At 62.2% G+C, this 21,098-nt stretch carries 25 protein-coding genes; 7 read left to right on the plus strand and 18 right to left on the minus strand.

The window, feature by feature from the left end; translation table 11 throughout:
- Positions 1 to 68 precede the first annotated feature (68 nt).
- From ADU59_RS03880 to ADU59_RS03900, 5 genes are all read right to left on the minus strand, one after another.
- The gene (locus ADU59_RS03880) at positions 69 to 953 is read right to left on the minus strand and encodes an MBL fold metallo-hydrolase (RefSeq protein WP_068952564.1); all 885 of its coding nucleotides are present in this window, start codon (positions 951 to 953) and stop codon (positions 69 to 71) included.
- Positions 954 to 963: 10 nt separating this feature from the next.
- Positions 964 to 1,437: a Cys-tRNA(Pro) deacylase gene (ybaK, locus tag ADU59_RS03885; RefSeq protein WP_068951844.1), complete on the minus strand. Its 474-nt coding sequence runs from the start codon at positions 1,435 to 1,437 to the stop codon at positions 964 to 966.
- 3 nt (positions 1,438 to 1,440) lie between these two features.
- Positions 1,441 to 1,791, minus strand: coding sequence for an ArsC family reductase (locus ADU59_RS03890; protein ID WP_068951846.1), 351 nt, complete (start codon positions 1,789 to 1,791; stop codon positions 1,441 to 1,443).
- Between the two features lie 82 nt (positions 1,792 to 1,873).
- Positions 1,874 to 2,932: a succinylglutamate desuccinylase/aspartoacylase family protein gene (locus ADU59_RS03895; protein ID WP_068951848.1), complete on the minus strand. Its 1,059-nt coding sequence runs from the start codon at positions 2,930 to 2,932 to the stop codon at positions 1,874 to 1,876.
- Positions 2,933 to 3,019: 87 nt separating this feature from the next.
- The gene (locus ADU59_RS03900) at positions 3,020 to 3,658 is read right to left on the minus strand and encodes a 2'-5' RNA ligase family protein (RefSeq protein WP_158515696.1); all 639 of its coding nucleotides are present in this window, start codon (positions 3,656 to 3,658) and stop codon (positions 3,020 to 3,022) included.
- A gap of 202 nt (positions 3,659 to 3,860) precedes the next feature.
- Between ADU59_RS03900 and ADU59_RS03905 the strand changes: the two genes are divergently transcribed.
- Positions 3,861 to 4,358: a methylated-DNA--[protein]-cysteine S-methyltransferase gene (locus ADU59_RS03905; protein ID WP_068951850.1), complete on the plus strand. Its 498-nt coding sequence runs from the start codon at positions 3,861 to 3,863 to the stop codon at positions 4,356 to 4,358.
- 60 nt (positions 4,359 to 4,418) lie between these two features.
- On the plus strand, positions 4,419 to 4,982 hold the full coding sequence (locus tag ADU59_RS03910; protein WP_068951852.1) for a methylated-DNA--[protein]-cysteine S-methyltransferase: 564 nt from the start codon (positions 4,419 to 4,421) through the stop codon (positions 4,980 to 4,982).
- 32 nt (positions 4,983 to 5,014) lie between these two features.
- On the opposite strand, the gene ADU59_RS03915 is transcribed toward ADU59_RS03910, so the two are convergent.
- Both ADU59_RS03915 and ADU59_RS03920 read right to left on the minus strand, forming a co-directional pair.
- Positions 5,015 to 5,758, minus strand: coding sequence for an SDR family NAD(P)-dependent oxidoreductase (locus tag ADU59_RS03915; RefSeq protein ID WP_068952568.1), 744 nt, complete (start codon positions 5,756 to 5,758; stop codon positions 5,015 to 5,017).
- 43 nt (positions 5,759 to 5,801) lie between these two features.
- On the minus strand, positions 5,802 to 6,191 hold the full coding sequence (locus ADU59_RS03920; protein ID WP_068951854.1) for a DoxX family protein: 390 nt from the start codon (positions 6,189 to 6,191) through the stop codon (positions 5,802 to 5,804).
- Between the two features lie 151 nt (positions 6,192 to 6,342).
- Between ADU59_RS03920 and ADU59_RS03925 the strand changes: the two genes are divergently transcribed.
- Positions 6,343 to 6,729, plus strand: coding sequence for a winged helix-turn-helix transcriptional regulator (locus tag ADU59_RS03925; protein WP_068951856.1), 387 nt, complete (start codon positions 6,343 to 6,345; stop codon positions 6,727 to 6,729).
- Between the two features lie 149 nt (positions 6,730 to 6,878).
- Here ADU59_RS03925 and ADU59_RS03930 read toward each other — a convergent pair whose 3' ends face one another.
- Entirely contained in the window at positions 6,879 to 7,775 is an 897-nt protein-coding gene (locus ADU59_RS03930) for a LysR family transcriptional regulator (protein ID WP_068951858.1), read from the minus strand.
- A gap of 211 nt (positions 7,776 to 7,986) precedes the next feature.
- Here ADU59_RS03930 and ADU59_RS03935 point away from each other — a divergent pair, with 211 nt between their 5' ends.
- Positions 7,987 to 8,721: an SDR family NAD(P)-dependent oxidoreductase gene (locus ADU59_RS03935; RefSeq protein WP_068951860.1), complete on the plus strand. Its 735-nt coding sequence runs from the start codon at positions 7,987 to 7,989 to the stop codon at positions 8,719 to 8,721.
- 204 nt (positions 8,722 to 8,925) lie between these two features.
- Positions 8,926 to 9,528 (plus strand): NADPH-dependent F420 reductase, encoded by a 603-nt coding sequence (locus ADU59_RS03940; RefSeq protein WP_068951862.1) that lies wholly within the window; start codon positions 8,926 to 8,928, stop codon positions 9,526 to 9,528.
- 321 nt (positions 9,529 to 9,849) lie between these two features.
- Here ADU59_RS03940 and ADU59_RS03945 read toward each other — a convergent pair whose 3' ends face one another.
- From ADU59_RS03945 to ADU59_RS30550, 3 genes are read right to left on the minus strand one after another with little or no spacing between them, the layout of a single operon-like run.
- Positions 9,850 to 10,323, minus strand: a complete 474-nt coding sequence (locus ADU59_RS03945; RefSeq protein WP_007694462.1) for a methyltransferase family protein — start codon at positions 10,321 to 10,323, stop codon at positions 9,850 to 9,852.
- Between the two features lie 21 nt (positions 10,324 to 10,344).
- Positions 10,345 to 11,241, minus strand: coding sequence for an NAD(P)/FAD-dependent oxidoreductase (locus tag ADU59_RS03950; protein ID WP_068951864.1), 897 nt, complete (start codon positions 11,239 to 11,241; stop codon positions 10,345 to 10,347).
- Positions 11,234 to 11,440, minus strand: coding sequence for a hypothetical protein (locus ADU59_RS30550; RefSeq protein ID WP_007694466.1), 207 nt, complete (start codon positions 11,438 to 11,440; stop codon positions 11,234 to 11,236). Before ADU59_RS30550 ends, ADU59_RS03950 begins: the two co-directional genes overlap by 8 nt.
- A gap of 90 nt (positions 11,441 to 11,530) precedes the next feature.
- Here ADU59_RS30550 and ADU59_RS03960 point away from each other — a divergent pair, with 90 nt between their 5' ends.
- A complete protein-coding gene (locus ADU59_RS03960) occupies positions 11,531 to 12,178 on the plus strand; it encodes a TetR/AcrR family transcriptional regulator (protein WP_007694468.1) in 648 nt (215 codons plus the stop codon).
- Between the two features lie 82 nt (positions 12,179 to 12,260).
- Here ADU59_RS03960 and guaA read toward each other — a convergent pair whose 3' ends face one another.
- The 3 genes from guaA to ADU59_RS03975 form a co-directional block, all read right to left on the minus strand.
- Positions 12,261 to 13,823, minus strand: coding sequence for a glutamine-hydrolyzing GMP synthase (gene guaA, locus ADU59_RS03965; protein ID WP_068951868.1), 1,563 nt, complete (start codon positions 13,821 to 13,823; stop codon positions 12,261 to 12,263).
- Between the two features lie 108 nt (positions 13,824 to 13,931).
- Positions 13,932 to 14,570, minus strand: a complete 639-nt coding sequence (locus ADU59_RS03970) for a 5'-methylthioadenosine/S-adenosylhomocysteine nucleosidase (protein ID WP_068951870.1) — start codon at positions 14,568 to 14,570, stop codon at positions 13,932 to 13,934.
- Positions 14,567 to 14,953, minus strand: a complete 387-nt coding sequence (locus tag ADU59_RS03975; RefSeq protein WP_244506352.1) for a PaaI family thioesterase — start codon at positions 14,951 to 14,953, stop codon at positions 14,567 to 14,569. Before ADU59_RS03975 ends, ADU59_RS03970 begins: the two co-directional genes overlap by 4 nt.
- A 242-nt stretch (positions 14,954 to 15,195) precedes the next feature.
- Here ADU59_RS03975 and ADU59_RS03980 point away from each other — a divergent pair, with 242 nt between their 5' ends.
- On the plus strand, positions 15,196 to 15,750 hold the full coding sequence (locus ADU59_RS03980; RefSeq protein WP_068951874.1) for a GNAT family N-acetyltransferase: 555 nt from the start codon (positions 15,196 to 15,198) through the stop codon (positions 15,748 to 15,750).
- Between the two features lie 32 nt (positions 15,751 to 15,782).
- Here ADU59_RS03980 and ADU59_RS03985 read toward each other — a convergent pair whose 3' ends face one another.
- From ADU59_RS03985 to ADU59_RS04000, 4 genes are all read right to left on the minus strand, one after another.
- Positions 15,783 to 16,889: a DUF1513 domain-containing protein gene (locus tag ADU59_RS03985; RefSeq protein ID WP_068951876.1), complete on the minus strand. Its 1,107-nt coding sequence runs from the start codon at positions 16,887 to 16,889 to the stop codon at positions 15,783 to 15,785.
- A gap of 225 nt (positions 16,890 to 17,114) precedes the next feature.
- Positions 17,115 to 18,104, minus strand: a complete 990-nt coding sequence (locus tag ADU59_RS03990) for a magnesium transporter CorA family protein (protein WP_068951878.1) — start codon at positions 18,102 to 18,104, stop codon at positions 17,115 to 17,117.
- A 217-nt stretch (positions 18,105 to 18,321) separates the two neighbouring features.
- Complete coding sequence (locus tag ADU59_RS03995) at positions 18,322 to 19,452, minus strand: imelysin family protein (RefSeq protein WP_068951880.1); 1,131 nt, start codon at positions 19,450 to 19,452, stop codon at positions 18,322 to 18,324.
- On the minus strand, positions 19,452 to 21,050 hold the full coding sequence (locus ADU59_RS04000) for a di-heme oxidoreductase family protein (protein ID WP_083198113.1): 1,599 nt from the start codon (positions 21,048 to 21,050) through the stop codon (positions 19,452 to 19,454). Before ADU59_RS04000 ends, ADU59_RS03995 begins: the two co-directional genes overlap by 1 nt.
- Positions 21,051 to 21,098 lie beyond the last annotated feature (48 nt).

Consider the following 21,098-nt stretch of genomic DNA (forward strand, 5'->3'; position numbering starts at 1 on the left):
GTAACCCATTATATCTGCTGCATAATTTCATCCTTAAACCGATTCCGGTTTAAGGAATTATGCAGTGATCATCGCACGGCAGCGATGACGGTGGCGATATTGCGCTGGTGAACCTCCTCATAGGGCGCGAAATAAAGGATGGCGCCCGAGGCGATCTCTTCGGCGGCGAAATCCTTCAGCGAGGGGGTGACAGTGTCTCCCTGCGCAATCGCGCCCGACAGGCGCTCGAGGTAGGTCCGGTTCGCGTCGATCAAGGCCGGACTATATCCGCCCTCAGCAATCCGCGCCCGATCGCCATGGCTCGGCAGGATCCTTGCGATCGGCAAGGTTCGCATGCGCGCCAGTTCGCCGATATGGGTGGCGATCTCTGCGGCCTCGGAAACATAGGTGGCGGTATCTTCCAGCGTATCGCCGGCCAGAAGCAGTTTTTCGTCCGGCAGCCAGACGACATTGCCGTCCGCGCTGTGGATTGCGAAATGAAGCAGCTCGACCCGGCGCCCGCCGACGGTGAGCTCCAGTTTCTCGTCAAACAGCCGTGTCGGCATGACCAGCGGCACAATCGGCGGGTTGGCCGCTTCGATCCTGCCGCGGTTCTCCTCCAGCTGCTGCGCCGTCAACGACAGGGCGATGATCTCGCAATCGGCGAAGACGGCGTTGCCGGCAATATGGTCCTTGTGCCAGTGGCTGAGCACGACGCGGATGGTGCGCACGCCGAGGCCTGTGAGATGCGCGCGGATCGCGGTCGCATGCGCCAGCGAGACATGGGTGTCATAGACCAGCGCTTCACCGCCATCGACGATGGCATAGGAGGCAACACCCAGCGAATAGGCGCCGTCATCCAGCCAGTTGGGGCCATCGCCATGCAGCCGCCTGCCCTCGACCCGCCCGTCATAATAGGCGAAAATTCCGGGATAGGGTTCAAGGATCGAAAGCGTCTCGGTCATCTCAGACATCATCGTCCTCTCAGGCCACGAGCGAAGCCGCGGCGGCATTCAGCGCCTTGCGGGCATCATCGGGGGCCAGCCGTACCTGCAGGCCGCGCTGGCCGCCGTTGATATAGACCAGCGGCTCGGCAAGGGCCTGCTCCTCGATCGCCGTCGGCACCGGCTTCTTCTGTCCGAACGGACTGATGCCGCCGACATGATAGCCGGTCAGCCGCTCGGCCTCGGCCGGCTTCATCATGTTGGCCGACTTGCCGTGAAAGGCCGCCGCCAGCTTTTTCATGCTGACCTCGCGGTCGGACGGGACGACGACGCAGACCGGCTTGCCGTCCACCTCCGCCATCAAGGTCTTCAGCACACGGCGCGGCTCTTCGCCAAGGGCCTCGGCCGCCGCCATGCCGATGCGATCCGCTGAAGGATCGTAATCGTAGGTATGAACGGTAAAGGCGGCCCCGGCCTTGGTCAGCGCAAGTGTCGCCCGCGTGCTTTTCGACATGGCCTATCCCGGAAACGCGCTTTGATAGACATCCGGCTTGAACCCGGCGATCAGCGTGCCATCGCGGTCGAGCACCGGCCGCTTGATCATCGACGGCTGGGCGAGCATGAGCGCGATCGCCTTGTCTTCGTTCAGGCCCTGCTTGTCGGCATCCGGCAGGCTGCGAAACGTCGTGCCGGCGCGGTTGAGCACCGTTTCCCAGCCGAGCGCCGCGCACCAGCGCTGCAGCACCTCTGCCGTGATGCCGGACGCCTTGTAGTCGTGGAAATCATAGGCGATGCCGTGGCTGTCCAGCCAGGTCCGCGCCTTTTTCATCGTATCGCAGTTCTTGATACCGTAGATCGTCAGGCTCATGCTTCATGCCATCCCTTAGCTATCGGCAAGCGGGATAGCATGAAGTGGCAAAACTGCAAACGCCGGGCGAAGCCGCCCGTCGTCAGGCTTCCAGCGTTCCCGGCTTGCGCGCGGCCTTTGCCGGCCCGGCGCAGGCGATCTTCATCAGATTGTCCCGGCGGCGGGCGAAGCGCTGCGACGTGCGGGTGGCGATCAGGCCGGCCTGGGGAGCATGAAGATCGATCGTGCCGCCTTCGGTGCCCGGCGCGGTGATGATCGTGGCCAGCAGATCGCCGGCCGCGACGGTGTCGCCGATCGTGCGGTGAAACAGCACGGCGCCCGGTTCTGGCGCGCGGATCATCTCGATATTGTCGAGCGGTGTCGCCTGCCCCCTGAACGGCTCGACGCTGACGGTGTCATCACCAACGATGCCGCGTCCGGCGAGGAAGCGCCAGAGCCCGTCTGCATCCTTGCGGGCCATGTCTGGATAGACATCGCGCGTGCCGCGCAGTTCGACGGTCACCGACAGACGGCCAGGCAGCCGCGTTGCCTTTTCAGCGGCTTCATATTTCCAGGCATAGCCGACAGCCTCCTCGAAGGCGCTGCTTTCGCCATCGGCGAGGAATACGGCTTCCATGTCGAGTGCCGCGGCCAGATCGGAGGCCTCCGGCCAGAAAGCCTCGTCGATATAGGCATATTGCAGGGATTCGTCGTCGCAATGCAGATCGAGAACCAGATCGGCGCCGAGCGCCATATGCAGCAGCTGGCGCTTCAGCCGCTCGGTCGCCGGATAGCGATCGAGATCATCGATCAGCGTCTGCCGATCGCCGAGCGCGATCAGCGGGAAGTCTCGGTTGAAATTGGTGCGTGAACCGAGATCGAAGCGGCCCTGCAGCTCGCCGAAATGCGATTGCGCCGTGCCGATCGGATTGGCCTGCGGCACGATGGTGATATCGCCACGGATGGCACCCTCGCCCTGCGCCCGGCGCAACCGCTCGCACAGGAAATGCAGGAGTGCTGTCCCGGGCAGCTCATTGGCATGCAGCGCCGCCTGGATATAGACTTTCGGCGCCGCATCGTCGCTGCCCTTGAACCGGAAGATGGGAAGCCGCCACGCGATGCCGGGCGTATCTCCGCTGATGACGATCTCCGAAATTTCCACCGCTTGCTCTTTCCTGAAATGGGCCTAAACGCTGCAACGCTTCTTGCCGGTTCCGGCCCAAACTGCAAGCGGCGAATCATAGCCGCATTACCCCAGAAGCGGCCAGCGCCCGAGATATTCATACTCGCCCCGCCCCACCAGACTATGGATCAGGACGAACTCGCGGACCATCCAGCGAACCGGCTCCGCCAGTTCGCGCTCCGGCACGCTCGCCTCGTCGTATAGCAGCGTCATATGCGGCTTGAAGCGCGGATTGTAGGAAAAGGTCAGTCCGGCGCTCCACATCTCCTTTGCCAGCTGGACATGCAGATCCATCATCTCCTCGCTGCGCACGCCGCCGGCAAGCACCAGCGGCCGTGCATAGCCATTGGCAAAGCTCATGACCCGATCGAACGTCACCTCGAAAGGCATCGCCCTGACGTTCGACATCGCCTCGCACGCCGTGAAGACGACATCTTCGGGCAGGTGCGGATAGGCGCCGACGCCATTCAGCGAGACATGCATCAGCTGATGCGGACGGACATTCCGCGACAGGCCATGTTCAGCGGATATCCGTCTGCCGATTTCAACTGCCTGGAGCGCCGTTTCGCGTTCCGGCACGACGGCGAGAAAGAGATTGCTCTTGACCGTTTCGTCAAATTTCCGCGAGCGCAGGCCGCCCGCATCGCCGAACGCAAACGACTGCTGATTATGGCGCACGACTTCATTCCCGGCTTTTCCCAGCATGGCAGACCTCATCCCTTTTTGAATGACGCCAGTATAGCCAAGCCGCACTCTCCGTCAAGAACAAATCATGAACATATGAATTTATTCCCATAGCTTGCGACCAGTTTCCGCCGGCAACCGAGACGGCTCCGCCGTCTTCGCATGGTTTCAAACACGGCAAGAAACGGGTGGCATGGACGCCGAATCTGGACCAAGATCAGGCATGGCTTATATCTACAAGATCATCGCCTCACCGGTGGGGCAGCTGAAGCTGGTCGCCAGCGGCAAGGGTCTGGCGGCGATCCTTTGGGACAGGGACGATCCGAAACGGGTGCGGCTGGGCCCACTCGATCCCGACCCCGCGCATCCCGTCCTGCTTCAGGCGGAGCAGCAGCTGGGCGAGTATTTTGCCGGCAGACGCACCGGCTTCAGCATCGATCTGGACATGGCCGGCACCGATTTCCAGAAACGCGTCTGGAATGCGCTGCTGACGATCCCGTTCGGCGAAACGCGCAGCTATGCCGATATCGCCCGCCAGATCGGCAGCCCGAAAGCGTTTCGCGCCATGGGCGCCGCCAATGGCCGAAACCCGATTTCGATCATCGTTCCCTGTCACCGGGCGATCGGGTCGGATGGCACGCTGCACGGCTTTGCCGGCGGGCTGGATGCCAAGCGATATCTGCTGGCGCTGGAGCGCAAAAGGGAGATGGCTGCTGTATAATATGCCCGGCAACGGAAACACATGCGCCACCTCGCGGATTCGAACGGAAGGAGCAACGGAATGGCTGAAATAGAACACCGGTATCACATCTTCGAAACCGCCGGCGGCTATTGCGGCATCGCCTGGAGCAGCCGCGGCATATCGCGGTTCCAGCTGCCGACACGCAGCGCCGATGCCACGGAGCGCAACCTGCGGCGGCGCGATCCCACCGCGCAGCCCGCCGATCCGACGCCCGAGATCAGCCAGGCCATCGCTGCCGCGAAGCGCTATTTTAACGGCGAGAAGATCGATTTTTCCGACTTCCGGCTCGATCTCGAGGGGCAGGAGGATTTCTTCCGGCAGATCTACGATGCCCTGCGCCGCGTCGGCTGGGGTCATACCACCACCTATGGCACGCTGGCCAAGGAACTCGGCGCCGGCCCGCAAGCCGCCCGCGATGTCGGCCAGGCCATGGCCAAGAACCCGGTACCGCTGATCATCCCGTGCCACCGGGTTCTGGCGGCCGGCGGCAAGGTCGGCGGTTTTTCCGCACCCGGCGGGGCGACCGCCAAGGTCCACATGCTGGAACTGGAAGGCGTGCGGCTCGCTCCACCGGAGCCTGCGCAGCAGTCGCTGCTGCTGTAGCCTGCCTGACCACAGGACACGGCCAAGCACATCTAGCGGGCGCCGTCGATGATAAAGCCGCCATCCGGCGTGAGGCTCGAGCCGGTGATGAACTGCGAATCCTTGCTCGCAAGGAAAAGGACCACTGGCGCGATATCGTCCTCCGGCAAGCCGTATCGAGCAAGTGCGTTGGTCGGCGGCGGCACGTCGGCCTCCGCGCCCCATGTTTCCGCGACCGGCAGGATATTGTTCACGGTGATCTTGTCGGCGCCCCACTCGCGGGCGGCCGTCCGGGTCAGTGCACGCACCGCCTCTTTTGCCATGTTATAGGGCGCATAGCCCACCAGGCCGATAATCCCGGCGGGCGACCCGAAATTGATGACCCGTCCTTCCCCGCTGGCCTTGAGATAGGGATAGGCAGCCTGCATCATGCGCAGATGGGCGATCGGGCCCGTATCGAAGTTGCGCTGCACCTGTTCCACCGAGAGATCGAGGACAGATGAAAACGGCGCGGATGAATCGAACGCATTGTTCACCAGGATGTCGATCCCGCCATAGGCGGCGGCTACCTTCTCCACTGCCGCCTTGATCTGATCGGCACGGCTGATGTCGCAGACAACGCCCAGCGCGGTCCCGCCTGCGGCCTCGATGTCAGCGACAACAGCGTTCACATTCGCGGGCGTGAGCGAAAGAACCGCCACCTTCGCGCCCTCCGCCGCCAGCAACTTTGCAGCGGCACGGCCGATGCCGCGCCCGGCGCCCGTTATGACAGCGACTTTTCCGTCGAGGCGACCCATGTTCATCTCCATCCGTTGAAAGGTTGTCGGTGTTTTCACAGCGTCAGCGCACAGCCGCCTGCACGTAGGGCGACGGGATTTCGCGGGCGGCATTCTGGGTGACGAAGGAGGCAGCCAGCAGCGCGAGGCCCACCGCAGCCGGCAGAGCCCCGCCAGGCTTGCGGACGCCGATATGTGCAAGGCCTGACAACAGCAGATGATAGAACACGCCGGCATAGGCGAGATCGCTGAGCGCGACACTGACGCGCGACAGAATGGCCGCCACGGCCAGGAATTTCACCGCAGTGAGGATCGGCACGAGATATCCGGGATAACCAAACCCGACGATCGTCTCCCGGACCCATTGTTTTTTTACGATGTAGGTAACCGCGGAAGCCAGATAGAGCAGGGACAACAGCGCCGTGCTGATCCAGTAGACATAATTTTCAGACATAGGATGTTCCTGATCGATGTTGCTTGCGCAACATCTCTTTCATCGACTTTGTTGCTTGATCCGGGCGCATCTATTCGCACGCCCACTGTGCAGATTGAAAATGTCGACTAAGATGGATATATGCAAGTAGGATGAAAAACTTGCGGTAAGTATGGGAAACCAGACCATGGCCCACGACGGGATCAACATGCATGAGGAAATGCGGCGCGCGTTCGCGCTGCTCTCCGGCAAATGGAAGCTGGAAATTCTCTGGCTGCTCAATCAGCGGGTGCACCGGTTCGGGGAACTGCGGAAAGGGATCCCGGGGATCACCCAACACATGCTCACCGCACAGCTCCGGGAGCTTGAGGCAGACGGCCTGATCTCGCGCACCGTGTTCGCGGAGGTGCCTCCGCGAGTTGATTATGAAATGACCTCAAAGGCCCGCGGGCTCGGACCGACGATGGAGGCCCTGACGGCTTGGTGGAGCGAGCATGGAAGCAGCGTACCGCAGAAGCGGTCGGTCTCGAGTGGGCGCAGGGCGAAAGACGTCAAATAGACGCCCCCTCAATTGGACGCATATCGAAGGTGCGAATTCAGAGAGGGGAACCAATCCGCCCGGCATGTTCCAGAAGCCCGATGACCGCCAAATAGTGGCATCTCCAGCCTGCCAAAAGACTGCCAGCGTCGCCGGCAACCTGCCGGGCGTCAGTCGCGCGATACAGACAATCCCGCGAGAAGCGGAGCGTAGGCGGCGAGCCTGTGGGTTACGAACTCGGTGAAGAGCCGGACGCGCTTCGTCTTGCGTGTCTCCCCCTGTGTGAGAAGCCAGAGCGTTCCGTACATGTGAAGGTCTGTGCCCGGCACCCTCACCAGCAGGGGGTCGGCATCTCCGACGAAGCACGGCAGTGTCGTGATCCCGAGCCCTTGCCGGACTGCAACGATCTGCGCCTCGCCGTCCGTGGTCCTGAACGGAACCCCTGTGGTGCGAACCTCGCCCGCGCTGGCCCAGTCCGGGATGCCGTGGATGCTTATGACGATCCACCGGATGGGATCGGGCGCACCCGCACGCCATGCGGCCAGTCGATCGCGGGACATGTAGACGCCGCCGAACAGCTCCGGCCCCTTCAGGCCGTGAAGATTGAGCGGCAGGGTTTTGCGGTCGTAGACGACGCGGATCGCCACGTCGGCCTCTCGGTTGGTCAGATTTGCCAGCTCGCCGGACGACAGGATGTCCATCTCGATATCCGGATGCAGACGCGCGAAATCGGCGAGGTCCGGCATGAGCAGATGTGTCGCAAGGGTCGGAGCCAACGTCACCCGCAGAAGCCCGCGCACGCTCTGGTCGCGCCCGAAGACGCGCGTCTCCAGCTGGTGCGACGACGCTTCCATCTGGTTCGCGAGCTCGAGGACCTCCTCGCCCGCAGCCGTCAGGCGGTAGCCCGAAGGCAGCTTTTCGAACATCTGCGCGCCGAGGCGTTCCTCGAGCTGTGCGATGCGTCGCAGCACGGTCGAGTGATACACCCCGAGGCCCTCGGCGGCAGCCCGCACGGAGCCTCCGCGCGCCACGGCAAGAAAATAGCGAATATCATCCCAGTCGATCATGGTGCAATCCGGCACCACGCGGTGCGCTCTCCAAAACCCGTATTCCCATCCCCTCCTAGAGCAAAACAGGCACTCAGACCAGAATATCGCGTCGGCCGGATCGTTTTCGCACCACCGATGTGCGCGCTTGCGCACTCAACAACCGATGCCGGCGGACCCATTTCGAGCGTCTCGGAGGCAAACGCTGTCCGACACGACGAAAGGAAAGAACATGGGAAAGCTTGAAGGTAAGATTGCAGTCATCACGGGTGGATCGAGCGGCATGGCGCTGGCGAGCGCCAAGCGGTTCGTTGAAGAAGGCGCCTATGTTTTCATCACGGGCCGGAGACAAGAGGCGCTGGACGAGGCCGTCAAGCTGATCGGCCGGAACGTGACCGGCGTGCGCGGCGACGCAGCCAATCTCGGCGACCTCGACCGCCTCTTCGATACAGTCAAGCGGGAAAAGGGCAAGATCGACGTCCTGTATGCGAGCGCCGGCACGGGCGAAGCCGTCCCATTGGGCGAGATTACCGAGCAGCATTTCGATGCCACCTTCGGCCTGAATACGCGCGGCACGCTGTTTACCGTTCAAAAGGCGTTGCCGCTGTTCAACGATGGCGGATCGATCTTCATGACTGGGTCGGTTGCTTCGATCAAAGGGTTTCCTGGCTACAGCGTGTATGCGGCGAGCAAGGCGGCGCTGCACGCATTCGCACGCGGGTGGCTCAACGAACTCAAGGCTAGGAATATCCGGGTGAACGTGCTGCATCCGGGACCGATCGCCACACCGATGCAGGACCAAGTTCTCACCGAGGAGGCGAAGCAAATGTTCGAATCCCTGATCCCGCGGGGAAAGATGGGGCGTCCTGAGGAAATTGCAGCGGCCGCGCTGTTTCTTGCTTCAGACGATTCGAGCTTCGTGAATGGGGTGGAGCTGTCTGTCGACGGCGGTTTCTCGGCCATCTGAAATCGCGCCGGATCGCCGGAAGCGGCCAACCGGCGGGAACTGGCTTGTCCATGGTGGAACGGCTTCCGCGCTGAACGGCCAGTCCAGCCGCGTGGACGTCTTACACGGCGAGACGTCTACGCAAAGCTCGCCACACAGCAGAACGGATAACCCCGCGCCGTCGAACGCCAGGGTTTCAATATCAAAACGGATAGGAGAAGTATGATGAGCTACGCAATCGTAGGATTCGGCAAGATAGGCCAGGCCCTCGCCCACGCCTTCGCCCGTAAAAACATCGACGTGATCGTGGCAAGCCGCCGGCCGCCCGAGAATTTGGCGCCACAGGCTCGGGCGATTGGACCCACGATCGTCGCCAGGTCGCTGCGGGAAGCACTCGAGGCCGACACGATCATCCTGGCGGTCCCGTTCGGGGAGCATCGCGACGTTGCGAAAGCCCTGCCGAGCTGGAAAGGCAAGACGGTCATCGACGCGATGAACGCGTTTCCAGCACCTCCTGAAGAGCTGGACGGCCTCCCGTCCTCCGCCTTCGTTGCGAAATCGTTCGCCGGTGCCAGGTTCGTGAAAGGCTTCAATCACCTGATCGCAGCCACCCTGGCGGCCGATCCGGTCGTCGCGGGCGGCCACCGGGTGGTCTTTCTGTCAAGCGATGACGAGGACGCGATCGCTCCCGTGGCGGATTTGGCCAAACAACTCGGGTTCGCCCCCGTGAAGCTCGGAAAGCTCAACGAGGGTGGCGCGCTGGTGCACGCACACGAGCGCACCTGGGGCCAGCTCATCTTCCAGGATCTGTTCAAGAAGGAGCAGTAATCGATCGACGACCGTGTGATCGACACCGAGAACTGGTCGCGCGCGCTAACGTCTTCGAGCGGCGCGACCGAATACGGTCCTCCCCGTCACTCCCACTCGATTGCTCTAAATCTAGTTAAGACATTGACATCTCTAGGTTTTTTATTCGTTTCCGCGCAAAAAGCCGCCCCATGGGCCGTCAAAACGTTACAGTTTTGATTTCAAAGGGAAAAATAGCACGAAAATTTTTGTGCGGTTTCGGCATCTATCGAAGTCGATCGCTTTTCCGGACCCACTGGCCCTCAGCAAGCGGAGGCCCCGCAGGCGGCAGCGGCGAAATAGTCAGAGCCAGCGGCGAACCTCGGCCTTGTAACGGCGGTAGTCGTCGCCGAACTTCGCTTCGAGGTAGCGCTCCTCGCGGGCGATCACCTGCGTCTGGATTGCGATCAGCACCAACGGGAGCAAGGCGAAGGCGATCGGCCCGTCGAAGCCGATCGCGAGGCCCGCATAGACAAGCGCCATGCCGAGATACATGGGATTGCGAGTCCACCGATAAGGACCGGTCGTCGCGATGAGGGTCGTTGGCTGCGACGGCCGAACATTGGTGCCCAGCCGCCGGAACAGCCCCGCCGCCGCAAGCATCACCGCCGCGCCGGCAACGAACAGCAGCGCGCCTGCTGCGATCAGCGACCGCCAGTCGGTGCCGAAAGAGCGCAGGGTGACGAACCGCTCCGCCGCCAGCCCCAACAGCAGCGCTCCCAGATAGATGAAGGGCGGAGGGAAGCGCACACCCGCGCTGTCCGGTTCGACGGCCATGTTCATCTCCAATCTGCGCTCTCAAACCAGCATCGACTGCTGGGCGAAGATACCCGCCATCGCGCCGTGCGACGATGCTAGGGTGACCGATGGCGGCGTGATGGGGTTGGCGAGGTCGCCGGCGGCGTAGATGCCGGGCATGCTGGTTTCGCGGCGCTCGTCGACCTTGAGGATGATGCCGAGAGGTGTTTTGACCGTGGCGAGCCCCAGTGATTCATGCAGGCTTGCGGACGGCTTGTTGCGCGGATGCGCGAACAGGATGTCGACCGCGACATCGGGGCCGGTATCGAGCTTGACGGTGGCGTTCTGGGCCCCGCGTTGGGCGATCCCAGTGATCCGGCCATCGACGACAGGGACGTTGCGGCGAGCCAGATCGGCCCGGATATCGGGCGGAATGTCGTGACCATCGGCGAAGACCGTCAATCTGTCGGTCCAGTCGTGGAACAGCCTGACCTGATTCATCGACTGCGGGCCGGACCAGACGAGGCCCCAATGCTGGCCGGCGACTTCAAAGCCGTCGCAATAGGGACAGGGCACGATGGACGTGCCCCAGCTTTCGGCAAAGCCCGGAACAGCAGGCATCTGGTCGACAACGCCATAGCTCAGGATCAGGCGGCGCGCGCCAAGGCTTTCGCCATCGCCGGTGAGGACGGAGAAATTGTCGATGGCGCCGGAGATGCTGTCGGCCCGGGCATTGACCAGCCTGATCGCGGGATAGCGCGCCAGTTGCTGCCGCGCCTCGGCCAGGATGTCCAGCGGTGACTTGTGATCGTGGCCGAGCAGACCATGCGAGTGGCCGGCGAAGCGGTTGCGCGGCAGGCCGGTATCGAGAACGGTGACCTTGCGGCGGGCACGGCCGAGCTGCAGGGCGGCGGCGAGGCCGGCAAAGCTACCGCCGATGATGATGACGTCATCCATGGTGATGGGCTCCGTGTTGAGGATGGAGGGGAGTGGGTTTGGTCTGGCGCGAAATCGCGTCCAGCGATACGCGCTCGAGACGGGCAGCGAGCAGGGCTCCGGCATCGCCGAGACTGTCGCCGATCACTGTATTGACCGGCCGGACGATGCCGCATTCGATATCGCCGAGCGGCCTCGGGAAACTTGATTTGGAGGACATTGTTAAAACCCACCCATTGGCTTGCATATTTTGGATACTATATGGTATCGTAATCCAAGAATTGAGATACTGTCAAGGACTGTAATTATCGTGACCCAAAACAGCCAGGCCCGGCGCGGCCGCCCCGCCAACGAGGCGCTTAGCCAAACGATAGTCGACGCCGCATGCGAACTCTTTGTGGAATTGGGTTTTCAAGCGACGACATTGGACAAGGTCGCCCAGCGAGCGAGGATATCCAAGCTCAGCATCTATCGGCACTTCGAGAACAAGGAGGCGCTGTTCAGCGCAGCCATCGCAGCCCACTGCCAACAGTTTGCACCTCAGGCTCTTATTGAAAGCGTCGGCGGTTCGGCAGAACATCAACTCATGGCGGTTGGAACATACCTGCTTCGCACGCTGTTGAGCCCGGACGTCCGCAGTGTCGAAGCCATGATCATGGCCGACAAGACGAATCAAAATTCATTAAGCAAGCTCCATTACGAAGCAGGCCCCGCCTATGTCATCGCCCAAATCGAGGCCCTATTGCGTCAGTTACACGCGAAGGCGGCTCTGAACGTGCCCGATCCTCTCCGGTCCGCCCGCTTGTTTGCCGCGCTTATCAAAGGATCCGATCTCCTGATTATCGCACGCTTCGATCAGGCGAGAGCAGAGGACGACAACGAAATCGAATCCTATTGCCGGTCGGCTGTCGCCATGTTCATCGCTGCGCACGGTGGCAACGACCAGGCTGGCGGATAGCCCCAGCAACTCTCTCGGCAACAGCACGAAGTTCATTTTCGTATTCGACGAGGATCTTCTGCACCCAGCGCAAAATTGAACTTCACTCCCACTCGATCGTGCCCGGCGGCTTGCTGGTCACATCATAGACGACGCGGTTGATACCGCGAACTTCGTTGATGATGCGGGTGGCGGCGCGGCCGAGGAAGTCCATGTCGTAGTGGTAGAAATCGGCCGTCATGCCGTCGACGGAGGTGACGGCGCGAAGGGCGCAGACGAATTCGTAGGTGCGGCCATCGCCCATGACGCCGACGGTCTGGACCGGCAGCAGCACGGCGAAGGCCTGCCAGATGGCATCGTAGAGGCCGGCCTTGCGGATTTCGTCGAGATAGACGGCGTCGGCTTCGCGCAGGATTTCGAGTTTTTCGCGGGTGATGCCGCCCGGGCAGCGGATGGCTAGGCCCGGTCCCGGGAAGGGATGGCGGCCGATGAAGCTATCGGGAAGGCCGAGTTCCTTGCCGAGGATGCGGACTTCATCCTTGAAGAGTTCGCGCAGCGGCTCGACCAGCTGCATGTTCATGCGGGCCGGAAGTCCGCCGACATTGTGGTGCGACTTGATGGTGACCGAAGGGCCGCCGGTGAAGGAAACGCTTTCGATCACGTCCGGATAGAGCGTGCCCTGGGCGAGGAAATCGGCGCCGCCGAGCTTCTTGGCTTCGGCTTCGAACACGTCGATGAACAGACGGCCGATGGTCTTGCGCTTGGTTTCCGGATCGCTCTCGCCTTCCAGCGCATTGATGAACATGTCGGACGCATCGACATGGACCAGATGCAGGTTGTAGTGCTCCTTGAACATGGCAACGACGTCGGCTGCCTCGTTCTTGCGCATCAGGCCGTGGTCGACGAGGATGCAGGTCAGCTGGTCGCCGACCGCCTCGTGGATGAGCAGCGCCGCAACGGAACTATCGACGCCGCCGGACAGGCCGCAGATGACGCGCTTGTCGCCGACCTGGGCGCGGATATTGGCAACGGCCTTGTCGCGATAGGCGGCCATCGACCAGTCGCCCTTGAGGCCGGCGATCTTGTGGACGAAATTGGCCAGCAGCTTGGCGCCATCGGGCGTGTGCACGACTTCCGGATGGAACTGCACGGCGTAGAATTTCTTCGCTTCATTGGCGATGAAGGCGAACGGGGCGTTGGGCGAGGTGGCGACCACCTCGAAGCCGGCCGGGATCGCCGTGACGCGGTCGCCGTGGCTCATCCACACCTGATGGCGGGAGCCGACGGTCCAGATACCGTCATAGAGGGCGCATTCCTTGTCGATCTCGATGAAGGCGCGGCCGAATTCGCGGTGATGGCCGGCCTCGACCTTGCCGCCGAGCTGTTCGCACATGGTCTGCTGGCCGTAGCAGATGCCGAGAACCGGCAGGCCGCTGTCGAACACCACTTGTGGGGCGCGGGGAGAGCCGATCTCCAGCGTCGAGGCGGGGCTGCCCGAGAGGATAATCGCCTTCGGGTTCAGCCGCTTGAAGCCTTCCTCCGCCGACTGGAAGGGCACGATCTCGCAATAGACGCCGGTCTCGCGCACGCGGCGGGCGATCAGCTGAGTGACCTGGCTGCCGAAATCGATGATGAGAACGGTATCGGGATGGACTGTCGCTGTCATGACGCGCTTCCGCTGGCTTGGATCATCTGATGGGGAACTATGGCGTGCCTTTAATTAAAGGCGGCTCCAAGCGCAACGATTACATTGCACCCGGACAATTTTGCGGCTTCAGACGGCGATTTCGCCTGATGCAACGGCCTTTTCCAGCGCATCGATAGCGTCTGCCAGCTTCTCGTCGATCACGTGCAGATACTCGGTCCAGTCGCCGATATGCTTGAGTTCCGCCTTGCCGTCGGAAATGCCGCGCAGACCGATCAGCGGAATGCCGAAGGACTGGCAGGCACGCAGGACGGCGAAGGTTTCCATTTCGACCATATCGGCGGCGATGGTGTCGTAGGTCGCACCGGAAACAACGTTGGCGCCGGTCGAAAGACTTGCCGCCTTCACGCCGGGAATACGCAGCGGCAGATCGACCGTGACCGGCAGATCGAGAAACGGCGTCGCACCCTTTTCAAAACCGAATGGCGAGGCATCCATGTCGCGATAGGCAACCGAGGTCGCCTGATAGATCTCGGCCTGTTCGAGCCGGGCCGACCCGGCCGAGCCGAGCGAGACCACGAGATCGGGCAGGCTACTCCGACCAGATAGTTCGGCCAGCGTGCGCGTCAGCGTCACCGCCGCCTCGACGGGGCCGACGCCGGTCATCAAGGGCGAGATGCGCTGGCGCAGGTGCACACCATATTCCGCATCGGCGGCCATGACATAGAGCAGCGTCCTGCCCGCCACGGATTTCAGTTCGAATGTCATCCTTCAATGCCCTCGCGTCCGCGGATCACCATCATCGTGCCGGTCATCGAGGCGATCAGCTTGGCCGGACCATCCGCCGAGATCGCATAGCCGCGGCCATCGGAGACGATGATCGTCGTGCCGGGCTTCGTCACCTCGCCGCGAAACAGGAAGCGTTCGCCCCGGCCCGGAGACATCAGGTTGACCTTGAATTCGATGGTCAGGATCGAGGCATCCGGGTCGATCACCGAATAGGCGGCATAGGTGCCGGCGGCATCGAGCGCGGCCGAAATGATCCCCGCATGCAGAAAGCCGTGCTGCTGGGTCAGCTTCTCGTCGAACGGAAGCTCGATCTCGACCGAGCCCTGCTCCACCCGCGTCAGTTCGGCGCCGATCGTCGCCATGGCGGCCTGCCTGCCGAAGCTGTTGCGGATGCGCTCGCGAAATTCCACCGTGTGCTCTCTGTCGTCTCAGTTTCTGGTCACCGTTGCACAGACAGTCGCATGGCGGAAAAACAAGGACAAGTCTCAATTCATGAGGAAAATCGATGTGTTGAGCGGCGTGGCCGCAGTGAGGCAGAGTGTTCCGGAACGAATGCCGATTGCGGCGCTTTAAAATTGGACCATACCATCCCCATATCGGTTGCATGCAAGACGGCAGCCCCATCAAGATTAGGCCGGGTACCGGCGACGATCTGTTGATGATCGCCGGGGTGCTGGTCGATACCTGGCGCTCGACCTTTCGCGGATTGTTGGCAGACGCGTTTCTCGACGGCATGTCACGCGAGGAGCAGGCCGTGCGCCATGCGCGGCGCATGGGCCAAGCCGGCGTGTCCTATCTCGTCGCCGTGGAGCCTTTGGCAGGCGACATCATCGGTTTCGCCAATTTCGGACCGGCGCGCGGGGCCGCACCGGCCCATGTCCATGAGCTCTATGCGCTGTATGTCCGGGCGGATTATCAAGGCTTGGGAATCGGCAGCGCGCTTGTCCGCCTAACGGCGAAGCATTGCGCCGGGCAAGGCGCGACATCCCTTTTTGCCTGGGTTCTCGCCGGCAATCCCAATCGGCAATTCTATGAGCGAATGGGAGCAAAGGCGGCCGAAACCAGCAGAATCGGGCTCGGCGATCAGAGTTACGAGCAGGTTGCCTATCTCTGGGAGGACATTGCCGGCCTTTCTCGACAGGCCGGCCATTCAGGATGATTGTCCAGCCATTCATCCTGAATGGTCCGATGTCAGAGCTTGCCGATCCTGACAATATGCTGGTCCCAGGCGACCTTGCTCTGCGTATCGCCGAACTGCCCCGAATAGGACGACGCAACGAAGCCGTGCGGAGATGGCGCGATCCCGGCGGCATCGGCAAGAGCATCCTGCCGGATAACCTTCCCCGTCTTGGCATCGATCGTCACCGCCGTTCCGCCCTTCGGCGATGTCAGTCCGACCAGCCCGTCATGGCGATTGACGGCGATGGCGCCGACATAGTTGGCTAGCGCCATTGTTGTTTCGTCCGGCAACTCGAGAAAGCGAATGTCCTCGCCGCGTGCAAAGGAACCGGCGAGCGGCGGCAGGTCGTTGCGGGCGCCCTCGTACTGGCAGGCGAACCAGACCTTGCCATCGGCATCGATATCGACATGGCGGGTCGAAAGCTGGCGCAGATTGTCCGGCATGGCGTGGCGTTCGATCAGCGCGCCGGTCGCGGTATCGACCAGCGCCAGCGACGGTTCCATGTGATCGAGGTTGAGCTTGGTGCGGCCGAAATCCGGATGGGTCTCGATGCCGCCATTGGCGATCACCAGCATCTTGCCGTCCTGCCCGAGCGTCATGTCGTGCGGGCCGATGCCATAGGACGGAAATTCGCCGATGCGGGCAAAATTGTTGGTACCGTCATAGACGCCGATCATGCCGCGATTGTTGGCGAAGTCGTTTTCGGTCGCATAGAGCAGGCGTCCGTCCGCCGAAAAGCAGCCGTGACCGTAGAAATGCCGGCCTTCGACGGAGGTGATGACGATCGGCTCGACGCTGTCATCCGGCGCAAAGATCATCGCATAGGTGCCAGGACGGCGGGCAAAGGCAACGGCACGATTGGTGACCGGCGACCAGGTCATGCCGTGGGCGCGCGCCGGCAGCGGCACCCGCTCGATGATGTTCCCCGCCTCGCTCAGTGTCGCCACGCCATAGGAACCATCCGGCGCCATGAATGCGGACGCATAGACGGCATCGGTGCGTGACAGCGCAAAGGCGGCTTGCGGTGCAAGGGTGGCTGCCCAGGCGGCGCCTGCCATTTTGAGGAAGGCGCGGCGGTCGGTGGGGGTTTGACCGGTGGGTATATTTCGATATGCCATGAGATTTCCGTCAGCATAAATTGCCGTTGACCGGCTTGGCCCCTCCCTCTCCGTCATTCCTGTGCTTGTCACAGGAATCCAGCCACGCGACGTCCGTCGCGTGAAGGCGTCTTTCGCTCACGGACGTGAGCGGGCTGGATCCCCGCCACAAGTCCTCGGGTTAAACCCGAGGAGAGGATGACGGAGAATGGAGCGACTGATCCATATCATCATAAAATTCTCGGCCTAAAGCCAGCCCCGCCGCTTGAAATAGAGGAAGGGCAGGACCGCCGAAAGTATCATCATGAACAGCGCCATCGGATAACCGAACTGGAACTTCAGCTCCGGGATGGCATCGAAATTCATGCCGTAGATCGAGGCGACAAGGGTCGGTGGCAGGAAGACGACAGCGGCCACCGAGAAGATCTTGATGATCTGGTTCTGCTCGAGATTGATCAGGCCCAGCGTCGCATCGAGCAGGAAGTTGATCTTGTTCGACAGAAACAGCGCGTGATCGCCGAGCGACGCCGCGTCGCGCTGGATCAGCTTGACGCGCTGGCGGCTTTCCTTGACCGCCTTGCGCGTGCCGATGCCATCGAGCGCCGTGTGATAGGCGACGAGGCGGCCGACGCTGACGAGGCTTTCGCGGATGACGCTGAGGAAATCGCCCTTCTGGCCGATCTGCTCGATCAGCGACTGCAGGTCTCGGGTCTTTTTCGTGGCGCTGGAATTGGTCTTGCGGAACACCTCCCGCGAGATGCCGTCGATCTCGTTGCCGATCCGCTCCAAAGCGTCGGCGGTCCGGTCAATCATTGCCTCCAGAAGCCCGAGCATGACAAGTTCGCCGCTTTCACAGGACGCGCCATTCAGGCGCTGCATGCGCGCCGCATAGAGATGAAACGGCTTCGGGTCGGCATGGCGCACCGTTACCAGGGTCGCGCCCTTGAGGATGAACGTGACGGGCACCTTGACCGGATTGTCGCCATCCAGTTCGGTCGCGGCCGTCATCGTCATGAACTCGGCGCCGTCTTCCTGATAGAGGCGGTCGGAGAGCTCGATCTCCTGCATTTCGTCGCGCGTCGGGATTTCGATGCCGAGATGCTGCTCGACGATGCGGGTTTCGTCCTGGGCGGGATTGAACAGGTCGAACCAGACGATCGGCGTGGTTTCCACCAGATCCGTGGCGGTTTCGAGCAGGGCAAGCTGATTGTTCTGGCTGGTGTAGATGCGCAGCATATCGGGTTCCAATCTGGCAGGTCTGCGACCGCCAGGGCAAACCCCTTGCTATCAGGGCCTGACGGTCGAGAAAATCGAAGCACTACTTCGACTGTCGGGGTTCATGATCCGTTGATCCTTGTTTGGCCGTGCCCGCGGATGGAGCACAGCCGATCCCTTGCGCCAATGTTCATTTGTTGTCAACCGCTTGCGAAAGCTCGAAATGGTACCGCCACGCTCAGTCGCCGTCGGCGAAGGAGAAGCCCGCACCAAGCCCGATCGCCGCCCCGAAGTCGAGATTGAGGCGCTGGAGAACGTCGTTGGTGTTCTGCAGGATGCGGTTCAGCCTGCCGCGCTGCTCGTCATCGGCAATCGCCTCGTCGATCGGCAGGTCGATCTGGTCGGCATCGTCGACGATGGCCTGCAGGACATAGTTGACGGCGCTCACCACGGACTGGTCTTCCTTCGGCAGCAGGGCCTGCATGTCGCTGGCGTTGAACAGGGTCTGCAGCGCCGTGAAGTTCGCCGAGATCGCCGGCATGGTGTTGCCGGAGCGCCAGTAGATCGCCATTTTCGGATGGCCCTTGTCAGGCTCGCCCTTGATGATGCCGGCATAGAAGGGCCGCAGCCGCTGGTCCCGGATGCCTTCGACCCCATGGACGAGGATGCCGAGCAGCTCGGTCGCCACCTCCTTGCCGTCGCGGTAGACAGGATTGTCCGGACCGGGCTTTTTCCAGGCGGCCTGAATTCCATCCGGCTTTTCCCAATCGGCATGAAGCTCGGCAGCCACGGACTTCAGATTGTCCGTGATGGCCGCGCCATAGCGGCAACGGAAGCCGTTCTTTTCCGAGGACAGAACCTCCGCATCCGTCCCGTAGAGCACATATTCGAGCGCCCCGAGGCCCTGGGCGGCCACGCTCTTTCCTTTCAGCGTTTCCGCCGAGGTGGCGGTTTCGTCCTTCGCCGCCAGAATGCGCTGCACCTGTTTCAGGCCGGTGCTCTTGCGGTCCGGAAAGAACAGGAACCGCTCGAAACGGTTGCCGTCGACGACCGGTCCGACGCGGACGATCTCGATCGTCGACCATTGCTGGACGACTTCGTCAAAGCTCATCTGCACATCGCCCAGCGTCTCGTCGGACGGCTTCTCGCAGAGCATGTGCGCTGCCTCGGCGAGCGCTTCGGTGCCCTCCGCCAAGTCGCGGTAGCCGGGGCGGATGAAATCGTCGACGGCCTTCTGCATGACGCCGGGGACGGCATCCTGGTTCAACCCGGCGCGCGGCGGTGAAATCTCTTCGGCATCCTGGGCCATGGCGGGCAAGGGCAGGACCATCAGGCCGAGGCTGAAAAGCAGGATATGCCGGTGGCGCATCAAAGAGACTCCAGAAATGTGATCAGGGCTTGTCTATCGGCTTTTTCAAGAGCGGCAAACCGGTCGCGGGCCTTTGCCGCCTCGCCGCCATGCCAGAGAATGGCTTCCGTCAGATTGCGGGCGCGGCCGTCATGCAGGAAGAAGGTGTAGCCGCTCACCACCTTCGTCAAACCGATACCCCAAAGCGGCGGCGTGCGCCATTCGCTGCCCGATGCTTCGCCCACCTGCTGGCCGTCGGCAAGCCCCTCGCCCATGTCATGCAGCAGAAAATCGGAATAGGGCCAGATCAACTGGAACGCATGCGCCGTGTTGGCGGCATCGCGGCGGGTGACGAATTTCGGGACATGGCAGGAGATGCAGCCGGTTTCGTAAAAAACCTTCTTGCCTGCGAGCGTTTCGGGAAAGCTTGCCTTGCGCCGCGCGGGCACGGCCAGGTTTTCCGAGTAGAAGGTGATGAGGTCAAGCACGGGATCGGGCGCCTCCGTATCGCCCAGCCGCGCCTGCACACCATTGGCCATGGCGAAACAGGCGGTCTGGGCGGGCGTGCAATCTCCGTAGTTGCGCTTTGCGGCGGGCGACGAAATGCCGATATCTCCGGCCAGCGCATCGGCGGTCTGCTGGCGCACCGTGGCGCTCTGCGCCTTCCAGCCGAAGCGGCCGAGCACCAGCTTGCCGGACACGGGATCGCGTACCAGCGCCGGCTTGCCGCGAATGCCGTCGCCATCCTTGTCGTCCGGATCGGCATTCGCCATGATATCGGCCGGGTGGATGGCTTCCACCAGCCCGAGCCCGGCCATGGCCTGCGTGACGCGGGGCGACAGCGTCGTCGTTTCATCGAGAGGGCCGTAGCCAAGGTTCTCGACCGTATAGTGCGGCTTGCGCAGCAAAACCGTTTCGCCGCCGGCAAGCTTAACCGGGGTTTCGGTATAGCTGATCTTCATATGGCCTTCAGCGGGCAGGCCGGGCACCGCCCTGTCCTGCAACTGTGCGCCATAGACGGGATCGGGAAAATTCAGGACCTCATGAGCTGCGATTGCCGCCCGCTCGGCATCCGTTTTCGGCGCGCGGGCCAGCCGCAGGAACATCGATGTCGCATCAGCCCCTTCCGGCGGATGCCCGCGGCCATCCCTCACATGGCAGGTCTGGCAGGCACGGGCATTGTAGAGCGGGCCAAGGCCATCGGAGGCCTGCGTCGACGACGGTGACGAGACCCAGAGCTTGCGGAACAGCGCATTGCCAAGCTTGAAAGTTTCTTCCTCGGCAAAGGTGATATTGGCTGAGAACTGCGAGAAACTGTCCCGGTTGACCGACGCGATGGAGGTACCGGCACCACCGGACATGGCCTCGAACGTCTCGGGCTTGGAAAAATGGGTGGCGGGGCGGGTGACGGTTTGGACGCGGGCCCGGTCGGCGTCCGTCAGGTCGTCGCGGCTGGAGGACAGCGGAATTGTTTCCGCAAGGCTTTCCGTTTTTACCGGGGCCTTCCCCTCCTCTGTCCCGGGCGAGAGACTCTCGCCAAAAACGGAAAAGCCGCCCGCTGCGCAACAGAGTGCGACAGCAAGCGGCAATCTCAGACGCGCGAGACCCCAAATACGCATTCAGAAAAAACCGGGCCGCTCACGACACGCGACGGCCCGCCTTTGCTT

It is taken from the genome of Pararhizobium polonicum, assembly GCF_001687365.1.
GTDB classification, from domain to species: Bacteria; Pseudomonadota; Alphaproteobacteria; order Rhizobiales; family Rhizobiaceae; genus Pararhizobium; species Pararhizobium polonicum.